Origin of the sequence: Winogradskyella forsetii (assembly GCF_013394595.1) — a bacterium.
Classification (GTDB): Bacteria; Bacteroidota; Bacteroidia; order Flavobacteriales; family Flavobacteriaceae; genus Winogradskyella; species Winogradskyella forsetii.
Window position 1 is genome coordinate 638,220 of the sequence record NZ_CP053348.1, and the last position, 16,484, is coordinate 654,703.

Below are 16,484 nucleotides of genomic sequence, written 5' to 3' on the forward strand. Positions count from 1 at the left end.
ATGGATACAACTCAGGCTAAGGCTTTTGTTAAAAATGCAATATCTCCCTTTTTTAGTAGCTTATATCAAGGGTTAGGGCAAATTATTGTGCTACATCGCGTAATTCCCGAACCTAAAGGTGAACGTCTGCGAAATACAGGTATAGAAATTACTGAACAACACTTAGAGGAATTAATCGTTTTTTTTAAAAAGAGAGATTATGATTTTATTTCTTTAGAAGAGCTACAAGATTATCTTCAAGGAAAAATAAAGCGGAAATTTGTGATTTTCACTCTTGATGATGGTTATTTGGACAATCTAACACACGCATATCCTATATTTAAAAAGTTTAACGTGCCATTTACAATCTACGTAACCACAAATTTTCCAGATAAAAAGGCGGTTTTATGGTGGTATTTATTGGAGGATTTATTACTTAAAGAACAAAGTATCTCTTTTAACCATCAAGAAGAGCTTTTTAATTTTGAACTTAGGAGTTTTGCGGCTAAAGAAGATACTTTTAATTACTTGCGTCATCTCATTAAAACCCAAGAAGGCAATGAGCAGTTAAAACTAATTAAAAGCTTGTTTTCAAAATATAATATGCCACTTTATGAAAAAGTAGAAAATATGGCTCTAGATTGGAGACAAATTATACAGCTAAATGCAGACCCATTAGTTACAATCGCTGCACATACGGTTAATCATCCTTCTTTTAAAGCTATTAGCGAAAATCAAATATTAGAAGAGGTCAATCAATCAGTGCAAATTTTAGAATCAAAACTAAACACTACAATAGAACACTTTGCTTATCCATTTGGTTCTCCTGTTGAGGTTGGGGTCAGAGAGGTGGAATTAATGTCTAAAACTAATATAAAAACGTCAACTACTGGCAGAATGGGTAATATTATGCCAGAACATCAAAACCATTTGCATGCCTTACCGCGTTTATATGTAGGGCCTAGAACAACACAGCGCTATTTAAGCGATTTTATAAGTGGCAAAATTTCTTTTATAACGGGTTCAAAACAACGCATTGTAACGATATGAAAACAGGAGAGACATTGGTGTTCTTTACTTTACAATATCCATACGGGAAGAAATCTGAAACCTTTATTGAAAATGAAATTCAGTATTTAGCAGATGCTTTTGAACGTGTCATTATTATCCCGAGGGAAAAAATACATACTGAACAACGCATACTACCTCAAAATGTTGAAGTCAATGATCTTTTGATTAATAATGTTAAAGTAGATAATCAGTTTAAATATATTCTAAGCTCTATTAAACGATTTATGGCAGTTCTTGGGATTTATACTTATACTGTCCTTAATGATAAAAAAAGAGTATATTACCTTAAAGGTGGATATTTTATTTACTATTTGGCAAATGCTTTAAAAGAAGCGGAACTCATAGCGTCGTATTTAGAAAAATCGAAACTAAAGCATCCTATTTTTTATGACTATTGGTTTGTAAACACCACATTAAGTTTAGCTCATCTAAAGTCGCAAGGAACAATTTCAAATGTATATTGCCGAGCGCATGGTTTTGACGTTTTTAATGAACGTTGGAACTGTGGCACTGTACCTTTTCGACAATATATTCTCAAAAATATAAATGCAGTATTCGCCATAAGTAAATATAATAAGCAATATATTAATGGGCAGTTAAATCGATTCAAGGAAAAAGTAGGTATTGCCTATTTGGGTGTCAGAGAGAATACTAGTAATGTATGTGCTAAAAATAAAATTGATGATACAACAACTTTTTTAATTGTGAGTTGTGCTAATCTATTTCCATTTAAGCAAATTGAAAGGATTCCAGAAATATTGAGCCTTGTGCAATCAGAACAAAAGGAAATGAGATGGGTACATTTTGGTGATGGTCCCAATGAAAAAGAAGTATTAGAAGCGGCTCATCAATTGCCTACCAATATTGCCTTTGAGTATAAAGGTCATGTAGCGAATAGCGACGTTCTCGATTTTTATGCTCAAAATGATGTCGATTTATTTTTGTCCCTAAGTTTAAAGGAGGGTTTGCCAGTATCTATGATGGAGGCACAGAGTTTTGGTGTGCCAATTATGGCTTATAGTATTTTTGGAATCCCTGAAATTGTAAATGATAAAACAGGCGTTTTATTAGAAGTGCATGCAACCAACGAAGAAATTTCTCAGAAAATAACTCAATTATTACAAAAGAAAATACATTTTAATAAAACGGAAATAAGACAGTTTTTTAAAGAAAAATTTAGTGCGGAGCGTAACTTTAAATCGTTTACCCAAAACCTGTTACAGAATGATGATTAAATCACTTAAAAATAAACTATTTAATAAGATTTACCTCTTATTACGATTTGGTAATTTTATACCTTCATCGAGTCATCTTAAAATTCATAAAAAATCAAAAATTTATGGCTCACGCTTAGATGGTGTTATAACAATTGGAGAAGGTTGCTTGGTGGCACGATGCGAACTATATGGTGATATTGAAATTGGAAGATATACGAGCTTAAACGGGCCAAATACAGATATTGTAGCAGAGGGAGGTAAAGTTACCATCGGCAACTTTTGTTCTATAGCAAGAAATGTATCTATGCAAGTAAGTAATCACGCAATGGCAAGGGCAACAACGTATCCTATATTTAAGAATGTTTTTAAAGAAGAAAACATTAACGATTTTATTTCTAAGGGAGACATTTCCATAGGTAATGATGTATGGATCGGTGCACATGCTTTAATATTGTCTGGAGCAAAAATAAATAATGGAGCCGTAATAGCTGCTAATTCTGTTGTCACCGGAGAAATCCCTGCGTACGCTATTGTTGCAGGTTCTCCAGCTAAAGTGATTAAATATCGGTTTTCACCAGAGGTAATCGAGCAACTTTTAAAAAAAAAATGGTGGGATTGGTCGGTAGAAAGAATTAAATTAGAAAGAGATTTTTTTAAAACTAATATCAAGTAATATTTTTTAGTAGTTGACTTAAAAAATCAAGCTTCTATGATTGAAACGTTTTAAGTGCTTTTATAAGAAGTCCTATCATATATTCCACAATTCATATTGTCTTAGTTCTGAAAAAAAATTATATTAAATGACTCAAAAATTAGTCTCAGTCATCATACCAAATTATAACGGTTTAGAGTTTATTAAAGAAACTCTCAATTCGGTATTTCAACAATCCCATAAAGAAATAGAGGTTATTGTAGTGGACGATGGCTCAACAGATGGCTCTTTTGAATATTTGTCTAAAGTAGATAAACCTAATTTTAGACTCTTAAAAAACCCATCTAAAGGTGCCTGTGCAGCAAGAAATTATGGACTAAGTTTGGCCACAGGAGACTATATTCAGTTTTTAGATGCTGATGATCTTTTGGATCTAAACAAAATAGAGGCGCAACTTCAACAACTGTCTAATGATGAAAATAAAGTGGCGGTCTGCAGTACGCGACATTTTTACGCAAACCCTCAAAATGGTGTAATTACAGATACACCGTTTTTGTTTTCTACCAATAAACCTCAAGATTTTTTATTGAAGCTTTATGGGTCAGATGGACAAAATCATAACATGGTAGCACAGCACGCTTGGTTATCGCCAAAATCAGTTATAGATAGCGCAGGGTTTTGGGATGAAAACCTTATTAAAGACCAAGATGGCGAGTTTTTTTGTAGAGTTGTTATGGCATCTCAAGGTATTTGCTACGCTGAGAATGTGCTTTGTTATTATAGAAAACACAGGCAAAAGTCTAACATCTCAGGCGGTAAATCTAAAAATCATCTTTTAAGTCAGTTGAAATCGCTTAACTCAAAAGCAGACCAATTGCTAGTCACCCAAGATACACAGGCCTACAAAAATGCCATGGCCTTACAATACAGGCTGATAGCTATTGGTGCGTATCCTGAGTTTAAGTCGATATCAAAAAAGGCCTTAAATTTATCAAATCAATTTGGAGGTTCATTATATGTTCCCGTTCTTGGCGGAAGAATAATTGAATTTATAAAATTATGTTTCGGTTGGCGTACAGCGAAGTCATTTTCTACCTTCGTACATAAATTAATTAAGAACTAAAGACAATGGATAAAATAAAATTCTATTTAATTAAAATAAACGAGATCTTTAGTTTTCTTTCTAAAATTAAATTTAATAAAATTAAGGACAATCAGAATATTTTAATTTATGGAATCTCACGAGGTGGTACTACCTTATTAGCGGAGGCCTTAGTTGATATTCTTAAAGCAAGATTGATATGGGAACCATTATTTAATCATAGAGAAGTGAAATTTAAAACGGTTAACCCTTACGCTTTAAAATCTTATAAGCAATTGGAATTAGGTTGGAATCCACATGTCGCTTCAGCTAATGATGTTGAAGTCAATACTTATTTTGATGCTTATTTTAAACTAAAAAAAAGAAATATTCGATTTCTACGTTTTACCGATCCTGAAAATTTTAGTTCAAGTAAATATACTGTTCATAAAATGTGTTTTGGGAATTTTATGTATGCTTATTTTCAGAAGAGGTACAATTTAAAATCTGTTATATTGTTAAGACATCCGTTTGCAGTAGCCGCATCCTCATTAAATTTTGGTAATAATTACGATTACCATAAAGAAAACTATGCTATTTGGAGATATGAGAATTCTAATAAAAGCGGTGCTTTTTTTAATGATTTTGAAGATAAATATAAGTTGATTAACTCAGCTTTTACCTTACTAGTATTTCAGGCAGTCAGCCAATTTTCCTATGTCGTGAATAATTTAGACAAAAGAAATTCAATTATATTATTTTATGAAGACCTAGTTATCGATAAACAATTATGTCATCAACAATTGGAGGAATTTTTAAATTTACCCATAGATTACGAATATCTTGAGGGTTTATTAAACAAGCAAAGTTTTAGTTCTGGTAAAGGCCATACTGAAAACGATCCAATGTCTCAGCTTTCAAAATGGAGAGAAGTTACGAGTGAAAAGGATATTAAGGAAGGTCTTAAAATTTTTGAAGCTTTTGATTTTCATTTATATAGTGATGGTGTTTTGCCCGTTAAATCTAAGTTTGAAGCTCTAGTTAAATGATACAAGGACGTCAACTTTTATTTATTACCACTTCTAGTTTAGCGGCCAATCCACGTTTGGTAAAAGAATTTGAGGCCCTTAAAAAAGAATTTAAGTGCTATGTGATGAGTTTTAAACATCAAGACTGGACTTTAGAGCTTACGGAAGCTATAAAAAGTAGAAATCCGGAAGTCCATTTTATAGAAATAGATAGAAAACTCGATGTTATTCAAACGATTTATTGTAAAATGTTGCAAAAAATAGCGATACTCTTAAATAATATATTTCCTAAAAGTTTTAAAATTTGTGCATGGGCCAGTAATGATAAAGCCGCGCAGTTATGGTTTATGGTAAACAATCTCAGAAAGACAGTTAGACCTTCTCGTGTTATTGCCCATAATTTGGGAGCTTTTTATCCTGCTGTTAAATTATCGGAAAAGCAAGGTGCGTCATTACAGCTAGATATCGAAGACTATTATCCAGGGGAAGCCTTATATTTTAATAAAAAACATGAGCAACAAAACCGTATGTACATCATGGCTCGTAGTTTTCTAGAAGCAAATAGTATTACCTATGCTTCTGAAGGCATCAAACTAGAATGTCAAAAGCATTTTAAGGTAGAAAAGCAAACAGAAGAAGTTACCATTATTAATGCTTTTAAGGCCACTGATTTTGTCGAGCCTAAAAGTGTAGCGTCTAATAAAATAAAATGTGTTTGGTTTTCACAACATATAGGCCCTAATCGTGGTCTGGAGCAAGTGTTTGAGGCTGCGAAAATAAGCCATGAAGTTGAATTTCATCTTATTGGAAATAGAAATCAAGCGTATTTGGATACTGTAGACTTAAGTAAGAATATAATCTTACATGATATAATGACACAGGAACAGCTGCATGACTTTTTGAGCCAAATGGACATTGGTCTTGCGCTGGAAAATGCGGATGCAGATTATAATCGTGATATTTGCCTTACCAATAAATTCTTGGCTTATGCACAATCAGGACTCTTTATCTTAGCTACTCATACTTTTGGTCAATCCCAATTCTTAAATAATTTGGAATATAATGCAGGCATTATTATGAACACTTCTTTACCAAAAACACTGCATCATATTGACAAAGCTGTGTTATCTAAAGAAAGTCGGATAGCGCGTTGGAAAAATGCCAAATCATTTTCTTGGGAAAATGAACAACTCAAATTAAAGCAATTGCTATAATGAAAACGGTTTTAATTATATATCCACATTGGGTGCCAGCTAATTTAGCGGGAGTTCAGCGTCCACGTTTAATAGGGAATTACCTAAAACAATTTGGTTGGAAACCTTTGTTGCTAACAGTTGAATCTAAGTATTATGAGGAAATTCCAGATCCATTAATGGAAAAAACGGTATCAAAGGATATAGAAGTCGTCTATACGAAAGCTTACAAGTTAAAAAAACCTAGAATAATTGGAGATATTGGATTACGAGGATTTCCTTTTTTGAAAAAAGAAGCCTTGCGTTTATGTAAAGAACGGGATATCGATTTTATATGGATTCCTATTCCATCGTTTTACACTGCACTATTAGGAAGAATTATACACGATAAAACAGGCATCTCGTATGGCATCGATTATATCGATCCTTGGGTAAGGGATATTACAAATCAAAATGATATAAGAGCTAAACTCAGCCAATCCGTTGCACGTACTTTAGAACCTTATGCGGTAAAGAAAGCGGCTTTAATTACCGGTGTTTCTACACCTTATTACCAACCTGTAATCGATAGGAATTTTAAAACGCCACCAGTTCATGTTGGTATGCCTTATGGCTTTGATCCCAATGATCACAAGATTGAATTAGAGGACTTAGAATTACCATGGGATAATGAGCCCAACTGTAAACCGTGGCTTTATGCAGGAGCTTTTTTGCCTAATTCCCATCTTTTTGTAGAATCATTTTTTGAGAGTGTTGCAGCTTTAAAAGCAGAAGGAAAATGGGATGCTGATATTAGACTGTATTTTGTTGGTACTGGTCAATATCCTGCCAAACGCATTACAGCTTATGCCAAAGATTATGGCTTAGAGGATATAGTCATTGAACACAGGGAACGATTTCCGTTTTTACATATTCTAAATTTTCTATCTAAAGCAAATCGGGTTATGCTTTTTGGAAGTACAGAAATGCATTACACAGCATCTAAAACGTTTCAGTGTTTGTTAAGTAAGAGGCCTTTATTTACCATGTTACATGCTAAGAGTTCTGCAGTAGAGGTAATAAGAGAGGCCAATGCCAATGACTTTTTATTCCCGTATCAAGATGGTGATAGTAAAGCAACAATTATCAAGGCATTAAAACCTATCCTTATTAATTTTCAGAAGGACGTTAATTGGGATCTTAGTTTAGAACATTTAGAGGTCTATACATGTATTCAATCTGCTAAAGTTTTAGCGGAAGCAATGGACAAAGTTTTAGAAAATAAAGAATAATAAGTAGTCGTGATCATATGAAGAAACTAGCGATAGTAATTACGCATCCAATTCAATATTATGCACCATGGTTTAAGCTTTTAGCTGAACGTGGCAATGTGCAATTAAAAGTGTTTTACACATGGTCACAAGCAGCCGAAACTGTAAAGGATAAAACCTTTGGTAGAGATATTAAATGGGACATTCCTTTACTAGAGGGTTATGATTATGAGTTTGTAGAGAATGTTTCTAAAAAACCAGGGTCTCATCATTTTTTTGGTATGGATTGTCCTAGTTTAATACCTAAACTAAAAGACTTTTCCCCAGATGCAATTTTGTTTTTTGGATGGAATTTTAAAAGTCATTTAAAGGCTATGCGCTATTTTCATGGCAGAATCCCAGTTTGGTTTAGAGGCGATTCTACTTTGTTGGATGAAACAGGAGGTTTTAAAACAAAATTAAGACGATTGGTTCTTAAAACTGTTTACCGCTATGTTGATAAAGCCTTTTATGTCGGAAAAGCCAATAAAGCTTATTTTTTAAAGCATGGTTTAAAAGAAACCCAACTAATTAAAACACCTCACGCCATCGATAATATCCGTTTTGATGAAGATAGTGATAAGAAATATGAAGAAAAAGCGAAACAATGGAGAGAGGAACTTGGATATAAAGAACAGGATATCTTATTGGTTTATGCAGGAAAACTGGAGAGTGTAAAACAAATACAATTATTAATAGATGCCTTTAAAATTGCCATAAAGAAAATTCATAATGTTAAACTTTTAATCGTTGGGAACGGGCCCTTAGAATCAAATCTTAAAGCGTCAGCTTCTAAAATTGATAAAATACAATTTTTACCTTTTCAGAATCAAACAAAAATGCCTCTATTGTATCGCATGTCCAATGTGTTTTGTTTAACTTCTAAGAGCGAGACATGGGGATTGGCCGTTAATGAAGCTATGGCCAGTTCTAGACCAGTAATCGTCTCGAATAGAGTTGGGTGTGCAGCAGATATGGTTTTAGACAAAAAAAATGGGTTTATATTTAACCATTCTGATCGTCAAGAACTTGCAGCAATAATTGAAAATTTAACATTAGAAAAATTAAATGATATGAAACCAGAAGCCTATAAAACGGCCTTGAAATTTAGTTTTTTAAATATTGTAAAAACTATTGAAAACCAATTAGATGAGATTTATGCATAATAATTGTTGAAATCATGGAAACTTGGTCTTACATAGGTGTTGGGATGGTTGCCTTTGTCGCTTATTGTTTTGTTAAGCGATTGGGCAAAGGTTTGCCTGTGTTGGAGCTTATGCTACTTATTGCGGGTTTACAGTGGATCATTGGACCCATAATTGAATATGTATCACCTTCAGCCCATTGGAAATACTATATGTATGTAGAAGAATCTGAGTATATGTCGTTCGTGGCACCTGCTTATGCAATGTTTTCGATCATTATTCTTTTAATAATTAGAAAAACAAAACGATTTCATTTCAATGTAGAGGTTTTGAGGGAATATTCAGGGTATGGTTTAATTATATTCTTAATAGGTGTTGCCTTTGATGTTTTTAGTGGTGTCTTGCCGCGATCATTGGGCTTTTTGATTTTTATTCTTTCAAATTTTAAATATGTTGGAGCTATTATTTTATTTTATTCTGAAAATAAGAAATTAAAAAGAATATTTTTTATCGCCATACTTTACCTATTAATTAATTCTATTCTAAAAGCACTTTTTCACGATTTTATCTTGTGGACGGTTTTCTTTTATATGTTTTGGACATTAAAATATAAACCTACCATCCCAAGGATTTTATTGACGTTTGTGTTGGGCGCATTGTTTGCATTGACCTTGCAAACTATCAAATCTGCTTATAGAATGCAGGTTTGGAACAATTATTCAGGAAATAAACTGGAGCTATTTGTAAACCTTATGATGGATTCTTTTTTGGTAGATGAAACGACTTCCGCTGAATTAGATGACGGTATAGACTCAAATGTAAGGCTTAATCAAGGTTGGATTATCAGTGCCGTATTGGATAATATACCGAATAACCAAGACTATTTAAATGGTATAACCGTAAAGGATGCGGTATTTGCTTCAATCCTTCCAAGATTCTTAAACCCTAATAAAGCCAAAGCTGGTGGGCAAGAGAATTTTGCGCTTTTTACTGGACTTTCAATAACTAACGATGTGTCAATGGGTATTAGTATCGTAGGAGAAGCTTATGGAAATTTCGCTCATACTGGCGGCATACTTTTCATGGGCTTTTGGGGCTTATTTTTAGGAAGGGTATGGCTATTTTTATATGCTAAAATTAAGCAGAATATTATTTTTATTGCTTTTATTCCGCTGATTTTTCTACAAGTAATAAAAGCAGAAACAGAATTAGTAGTGGTCTTAAACCATTTAATAAAATCAATGATAGTGGTCTTTTTATTTATTTGGTTTGCTAAGAAATATTTAAAATGGCATTTGGATAAATGAAAGAGGACATCACTTACATATTTAGAAAACCGGATCCAAAATTCAAAAGTATTGAAGGGGTTTTTAACCACATTAAAGCACTAATTGGTTTACAAACAAAAACATCGATAATACATCTTAAATCATCAGGAGGAGGTCTTAGTACCTTATGGTCTAACTTATCGAAGTTTAAAAGAGATAAGGACACCATATATCATATTACAGGAGACGTCCACTATATGGCTTTAGTTACAGGTAAGAAAACGGTATTAACTATCCATGATGTAAACTCGATTTTAAAGAGAACTTTCTTAAAAAGGGTATATCTTAAACTGTTTTGGTTTTGGTTGCCTGCATTATGTGTGAAACGTATTAGCGTAATTTCAAATTTCACTAAACTGGAACTTGAAAAAGTTATACCATTTGCTAAACATAAAATTAGCGTAGTTCATAATCCTGTGAACGAATTATTCAGCTTTAGCAATTATAATTTTAATCAAGAGACACCTAGAATATTATTGTTAGGCACCAAAGTCAATAAAAATTTAGAAAATGTACTAAAAGCTTTAGCTACCCTTCCTTGCGAAATAGTATTGATAGGTAAACTTACTGAGAACCAACACAGCTTAATAGCTTCCTTAAATTTAAATTTTCAAGCACATTTCAATCTATCCATTAATGAAGTGGTACAAGAATTTAAGAAATGTGATTTATTATGTTTTGCTTCAACCTACGAGGGGTTTGGTATGCCTATAATAGAAGCACAGGCAGTTGGGAGGCCAGTAGTAACTTCCAATCTTGGAGCAATGAAGGAGGTGGCGGCAGATGCTGCTTTTTTAGTAAACCCTTATGATATCAATTCTATAAGAGCAGGAGTTAAGGAAATAATTGAGAACGCAGAGTTAAGACAGGGTTTAATACAAAAAGGATTACAAAATGTAGAGCGTTTTAAGCCTGATGCCATCGCAAAAGATTATAGGTGTATGTACCGAGAATTGAGTGCAGAGTGATTGAAGTCTATTCAATCCATTTTAAAAAAGAAAAATTAAAATAATACTAGTAGCGTTAAAATCAATATGAAATTAAAACTATGGATATTTATTGATTGGTATTTACCAGCGTATAAAGCTGGTGGTCCCATACAATCAATTGCTAATTTGGTCAGTCGTTTAAAAGGTGAATTCGATATTAGTGTCATTACATCGAATTCAGACTTAGGTGAATTACTAGACTTAGATCCAAAATCCCTGAATAAATGGGTGGAAAAGGACGGATATCAAGTGATGTATTTGGATGCTGAACACCAAACTAAGAAGCATTTAAAAACACTTTTTAAAGCCCATACGTTTGATGCTGTTTATTTTAACTCCTTGTTTTCCGTTAAGTTTACATTGCTGCCATTTTGGCTTTTAAGAAATGAACCTGTTAGAAGAGTGTTAGCGACTCGAGGTATGTTAGGTGCAGGAGCACTAGCCATAAAACCTTTAAAAAAGAAGCTTTTTTTAAGCTTTATTAAACGCCTGAATTTACATAAAAAAGTAATTTGGCATGCTACGGCCCAAAGTGAGATTGATGAGATTAAAATGCATTTTGGAACAGACCGAAAAATTATATTAGCACCAAATCTTTCCGCAATAACCCGCCATCACTTTTCGGAAAAAAATAAAACAGAAAATCAAATTAACATTTTTTTTCTCTCTCGTATATCCTATAAAAAAAATTTAATTGGAGCAATAGATATGCTCTCAAAAATAAAATCAAGATATAAGGTTCGGTTTCATATCATTGGGCCAATAGATGATAATGATTATTGGCAGAAATGTGAAGTAAAGATAAAAGAATTGCCAAAAAATATAAGTACAAATTACCTTGGTGCTATTCCAAATGGTGAATTATCAAGTTATTTATCTAAAGAACACCTCTTACTATTGCCAACGTTTCATGAGAATTTTGGGCATGTGATTATGGAATCTTGGCAAAATGGTTGCCCTGTAATTATATCGGATCAAACACCTTGGCGAAATTTAAAAGCAGATAAATTAGGTTATGATCTTTCTAATTCTGAAGAAAGTGCTTTTATCGAAGCCATAGAGCATTTATGCGGTATGTCTCAAGATGAGTATAACAAGTGGTCAAAATCGGCGTTTCGTTTTGCTAAGACATTTATTGAGAATCCAAAGGTATTAGAACAAAATAAAAGCTTATTTTTGAACGTTTAAAATTTTTAAAATGAAACGAATTTTAGTTACTGGTGGTGCTGGTTTTGTTGGCTCACATCTCTGTGAACGCTTACTGAAGGAAGGAAATGAAGTCATATGTTTAGATAACTATTTTACCGGATCCAAACAAAACATTGAGCATTTAATGGATGACCATTATTTTGAATTGGTGCGTCATGATATTATCAATCCCTATATGATTGAGGTCGATGAAATCTATAACCTAGCATGTCCGGCTTCACCAGTCCATTATCAGTATAACCCCATTAAAACCATTAAAACGTCTGTAATGGGCGCTATTAATATGTTAGGTTTGGCCAAGCGTGTGGGCGCAAAAATATTACAAGCGTCTACTAGTGAAGTGTACGGAGATCCTACTGTACATCCGCAACCAGAGAGTTATTGGGGCAATGTGAACCCAATAGGCTTACGGTCTTGTTATGATGAGGGTAAGCGCTGTGCGGAAACGTTGTTTATGGATTATCACACACAAAATGAAGTCGCAATTAAAATTATTAGAATATTCAATACCTATGGGCCACGCATGCACCCTCAAGATGGACGCGTGGTTTCTAATTTTATTATGCAAGCTTTAAAAGGGGATGATATCACCATTTTTGGTGAAGGACATCAAACACGAAGTTTTCAATACGTGGATGATCTTGTAGAAGGCACTGTTCGTATGATGCAAAGTCGAGATGGCTTTGTGGGTCCGGTAAATATTGGAAATCCAATAGAATTTACCATGTTGGAACTTGCTGAAATAGTTATAGAATTAACGAATTCCAAATCAAAAATTATTCATTTGCCATTGCCTCAAGACGATCCTATGCAACGTCAACCCGTTATTGATTTAGCGAAAAAAGAGTTGAACGGATGGGAACCAAAAGTTCACCTTAGAGAAGGTTTAGGAAAAACGATTAACTATTTTGATGGACTTATAAAATCTAAAAAGGCATAAATAATTAATCTGAGATTTTGAAAACAGATTTATCTACATATAATAATAGTTGGTATAATCCTGGCTCTAAATTCAAGCGTTTGCTTTGGTATGTGATAAGTTTGCTCTTTTTTGAGGGTGGATGGAACATCTCTTCGGGATTAAAAATAGCCTTGTTAAGAATTTTTGGTGCCAAAATAGGCCAAGGTGTGGTAATCAAACCTAGAATATCAATTAAATACCCTTGGAAACTTCAAATAGGAAATCATTGTTGGATTGGGGAAAATGTTTGGATAGACAATCTCGATGAAGTAACTATTGAAAATCATGTTTGTATTTCGCAAGGAGCGCTTTTAATATGTGGTAATCACAACTATAAAAAATCAAGTTTCGATTTGTTTGTTGCGCCTATTGCTTTGAAAGAGGGAAGTTGGGTCGGCGCTAAATCTATGGTGTCACCTGGTGTTACCTTAAATAGCCATGCGGTTCTTAGCTTAGGATCCGTAGCGACCATGGATTTAGAGGCCTACAGTATTTATAGTGGAAATCCAGCAACTAGAGTGAAAACACGTAAAATTGAACAACCATAAAATGAAAGTTTCTTTAATAACGGCGACATACAACAGCGAGTCAACCATAAACACTTGTATGGAATCTGTCCTTAATCAAACCTATAAGAATATTGAGTATATAGTTATAGATGGTGTTTCTAGTGATGGCACTTTAAATTATATAAAAGAAAAGTCTAAAGCCTATCCACAAATCATATTCAGTTCAGCTAAGGATACGGGTATTTATGATGCTTTGAATAAGGGCATTGAAAAAGCCACAGGAGATATCATTGGTTTGGTACATTCTGATGATTTTTTAGCAGATAATGATGTTATTGAAACTATTGTTAACACTTTTAAAAATGAAAATGCGGATGGTGTTTATGGTAACCTTCATTATATAGCTTTTGACAATACGGATAAGGTCATTAGAAACTGGGTAGGTAAACAATTCCGGCCAAAGCTTTTAACCCAAGGTTGGATGCCAGCACACCCAACACTTTATTTGAAAAAGGATATTTACGAAAAATACGGAACGTTTAATCTTTCTTATAAAATAGCGGCTGATTACGATTTTATTTTACGTATATTTAAACAACCACAACTTAAATTTTATTACCTACCCAAAACGATTGTAAAAATGAGAGTAGGCGGCGCCAGTAACAGAAGTTTAAAGAATATTATTCAAAAAACTAATGAGGACTACCGCGCTATTAATGCGAATGAAATTGGAAGTTGGAAGACTATACTTATAAAAAATGTTTCAAAATTAAAGCAGTTTGTATCATAAACGTTCGAAAGATTTCATAAATCCGGTTGAAGGTAGTTATGGTTATTTTATGCATCTTTGTAGCCCAAACATTATAAATCGAGATTGTAAGTATGGTCAAAGAATTACTTGAAAATTTTAACCCACTAAATTATATAGGTTGGATTACTTTAATTTCAGCTACTTTATCATTTGTTGTGTCATGCATTAGTTATCCTGCAATCATTAATGTTGCCATAGCTAAAAATCTAATGGACAAACCTGGAGAGCGAAGTAGTCATACCGGTACAGTGCCTAATTTAGGAGGCATTGGCTTGTATCTTGGGATTGTTGTCGCGATAACCATAACAGGAGCGACTTTAGATACCAAGAGTTTGCTCTTAATTTTAGGAAGTATTACTCTGCTTTTCTTTTTAGGTCTAAAAGATGATATTTTAATTTTATCACCGCGTAAAAAATTTACGGGCCAAATTTTGGCAGCAATGTTATTAATTGTCTTTACAGATACGCGTATCCATGGACTGTCTGGTATTATGGGCATAACGATAATGCCCTATTGGTTATCCGTAATTTTTACCCTTTTCGTCTATCTCTTAATCCTCAATGCGTTTAATCTTATTGATGGGATAGATGGGCTGGCAGGAACGCTGGCTCTAATGGCATGTGCTGCTTTCTGTTTAATATTTTATATTTATAAAGATATTAGCATGGTGGTTTTAGCTGCCGCAGCTATTGGTGCTCTAATGCCCTTTTTGTATTACAATTTCTCAAAACGAAATAAAATGTTTATGGGAGATACTGGATCTATGATATTAGGGTTTATTATAGCCGTATTTGCCATAAGATTTATCGATAGCTCTGAGGGCTCCTCCTTAAGTTTATTCCATACGTCTTCTCCTGTAATAGCTTTAGCAGTTTTATTTTTTCCGCTATTGGATACGCTTCGTATTTTCTTTATAAGAATTGTGATACATAAAACCAGTCCTTTTTCAGCAGATAGAAATCACTTACATCATAAGTTTTTGAGTGTTGGGTTTTCACATGTTAAAACAACTTTAACTATAGTTGGTATTAATGTCATATTAATTCTCCTTGCTTTTGTTTGTAAAAATATAGATATTCATTGGCAATTATTGATTTTAATAGCTTCAGGTACATTATTATTCTCTATATTCTTTATAATAGATTGGTTGAAATATAAGTAAATCGTCTCAACTTAGCAGCTAATTTATAGTCTACCTTAACTAAATACTTTGTGAAAACTAATATTGCACTTATATTTGTTGCTTTACTAAATACTTACGAATGTCAAAGTACTTTTATTGTCTATTATGCTGCGCTCTAATATTTTCGTGCACAAGCAAAAAAGAAATTCTTTATTTACAAGATGCAGATCAATATAACAACAACGAGATTGTTTATGCGAGTTCTATAATCCAACCAAACGATGTACTGCGCATTAACGTTAGCGCATTGATACCAGAATCTGCAATTCCTTATAATAAATCATCAAACAGTGCTTCTGGTGTTAGTGTAGAGTTAATGCAGTTGGAGGGTTATTTAGTGTCTGAAAAATCGACAATTAATTTTCCTATTTTAGGTGTCTTGTCTGTGGCAGACATGACAACTCAAGATTTTTCTGAGTTTCTTAAGAAAAAATTAGAAGATGAAGGTCACTTAAAGAACCCTACGGTAGAGGTGAGGCTAGTAAATGCTAAGGTCACAATTTTAGGTGAAGTTAATGGCCCTGGAACCTATACTTTTACAGAGCAGAACATTACATTGTTACAGGCTCTAGGTTATGCAGGTGATTTAACTATTAATGGTAAGCGTGAGGATATAAAAATTATGCGTTTTGAAAATGGAGTCCAGCACATAGCTCATATCGATTTAACGTCAGCAGATTGGTTAAATGGGCCTTATAATTTTATTAAACCAAATGATACTATAATCGTTGATCCTAACAACCCAAAAGTTAAAAGTGCTGGTTTTATAGGTAACGTAGGTACTTTACTTTCCGTAGTTTCAATTCTGTTTACTACCGTAGTTTTAATTACAAAATAA

The 16,484-nt window shown here is 33.4% G+C and carries 16 protein-coding genes; all 16 read left to right on the forward strand.

The genetic code is table 11. The annotated features are described in order from the left end of the window. The 16 genes from HM987_RS02610 to HM987_RS02685 all read left to right on the forward strand — a co-directional run bounded on the left by HM987_RS02610 (position 1) and on the right by HM987_RS02685 (position 16,484). On the forward strand, positions 1–1,029 hold the full coding sequence (locus HM987_RS02610) for a polysaccharide deacetylase family protein (RefSeq protein ID WP_179004956.1): 1,029 nt from the start codon (positions 1–3) through the stop codon (positions 1,027–1,029). Next, positions 1,026–2,285: a glycosyltransferase gene (locus HM987_RS02615; protein ID WP_179004958.1), complete on the forward strand. Its 1,260-nt coding sequence runs from the start codon at positions 1,026–1,028 to the stop codon at positions 2,283–2,285. The genes HM987_RS02610 and HM987_RS02615 overlap by 4 nt, the downstream gene beginning before the upstream one ends. After that, positions 2,275–2,940, forward strand: a complete 666-nt coding sequence (locus HM987_RS02620) for a CatB-related O-acetyltransferase (RefSeq protein ID WP_179004960.1) — start codon at positions 2,275–2,277, stop codon at positions 2,938–2,940. The genes HM987_RS02615 and HM987_RS02620 overlap by 11 nt, the downstream gene beginning before the upstream one ends. Positions 2,941–3,067: 127 nt before the next feature. Further along, entirely contained in the window at positions 3,068–4,042 is a 975-nt protein-coding gene (locus HM987_RS02625) for a glycosyltransferase family 2 protein (RefSeq protein ID WP_179004962.1), read from the forward strand. 5 nt (positions 4,043–4,047) lie between these two features. Continuing rightward, positions 4,048–5,049 (forward strand): sulfotransferase domain-containing protein, encoded by a 1,002-nt coding sequence (locus tag HM987_RS02630; protein WP_179004964.1) that lies wholly within the window; start codon positions 4,048–4,050, stop codon positions 5,047–5,049. Beyond that, complete coding sequence (locus HM987_RS02635) at positions 5,046–6,242, forward strand: glycosyltransferase family protein (RefSeq protein WP_179004966.1); 1,197 nt, start codon at positions 5,046–5,048, stop codon at positions 6,240–6,242. The genes HM987_RS02630 and HM987_RS02635 overlap by 4 nt, the downstream gene beginning before the upstream one ends. Next, positions 6,242–7,492, forward strand: coding sequence for a glycosyltransferase family protein (locus tag HM987_RS02640; RefSeq protein ID WP_179004968.1), 1,251 nt, complete (start codon positions 6,242–6,244; stop codon positions 7,490–7,492). The genes HM987_RS02635 and HM987_RS02640 overlap by 1 nt, the downstream gene beginning before the upstream one ends. 17 nt (positions 7,493–7,509) lie before the next feature. Further along, positions 7,510–8,676, forward strand: a complete 1,167-nt coding sequence (locus HM987_RS02645; protein ID WP_179004970.1) for a glycosyltransferase family 4 protein — start codon at positions 7,510–7,512, stop codon at positions 8,674–8,676. 14 nt (positions 8,677–8,690) lie between these two features. After that, positions 8,691–9,962 carry a hypothetical protein gene (locus HM987_RS02650; RefSeq protein ID WP_179004971.1) on the forward strand — a complete coding sequence of 424 codons (1,272 nt, stop codon included), beginning with the start codon at positions 8,691–8,693 and terminating at the stop codon, positions 9,960–9,962. Continuing rightward, a complete protein-coding gene (locus HM987_RS02655; protein ID WP_179004973.1) occupies positions 9,959–10,951 on the forward strand; it encodes a glycosyltransferase family 4 protein in 993 nt (330 codons plus the stop codon). Before HM987_RS02650 ends, HM987_RS02655 begins: the two co-directional genes overlap by 4 nt. A 66-nt stretch (positions 10,952–11,017) precedes the next feature. Further along, positions 11,018–12,160 (forward strand): glycosyltransferase, encoded by a 1,143-nt coding sequence (locus HM987_RS02660; protein WP_179004976.1) that lies wholly within the window; start codon positions 11,018–11,020, stop codon positions 12,158–12,160. Between the two features lie 10 nt (positions 12,161–12,170). Then, positions 12,171–13,121 carry a UDP-glucuronic acid decarboxylase family protein gene (locus HM987_RS02665; RefSeq protein WP_179004978.1) on the forward strand — a complete coding sequence of 317 codons (951 nt, stop codon included), beginning with the start codon at positions 12,171–12,173 and terminating at the stop codon, positions 13,119–13,121. A gap of 17 nt (positions 13,122–13,138) precedes the next feature. Continuing rightward, on the forward strand, positions 13,139–13,690 hold the full coding sequence (locus tag HM987_RS02670) for a WcaF family extracellular polysaccharide biosynthesis acetyltransferase (protein WP_218846917.1): 552 nt from the start codon (positions 13,139–13,141) through the stop codon (positions 13,688–13,690). Between the two features lies 1 nt (position 13,691). After that, entirely contained in the window at positions 13,692–14,441 is a 750-nt protein-coding gene (locus HM987_RS02675; protein WP_179004980.1) for a glycosyltransferase family 2 protein, read from the forward strand. 92 nt (positions 14,442–14,533) lie between these two features. Then, the gene (locus tag HM987_RS02680) at positions 14,534–15,625 is read left to right on the forward strand and encodes a glycosyltransferase family 4 protein (protein WP_179004982.1); all 1,092 of its coding nucleotides are present in this window, start codon (positions 14,534–14,536) and stop codon (positions 15,623–15,625) included. 100 nt (positions 15,626–15,725) lie between these two features. Further along, positions 15,726–16,484 carry a polysaccharide biosynthesis/export family protein gene (locus HM987_RS02685; RefSeq protein ID WP_179004984.1) on the forward strand — a complete coding sequence of 253 codons (759 nt, stop codon included), beginning with the start codon at positions 15,726–15,728 and terminating at the stop codon, positions 16,482–16,484.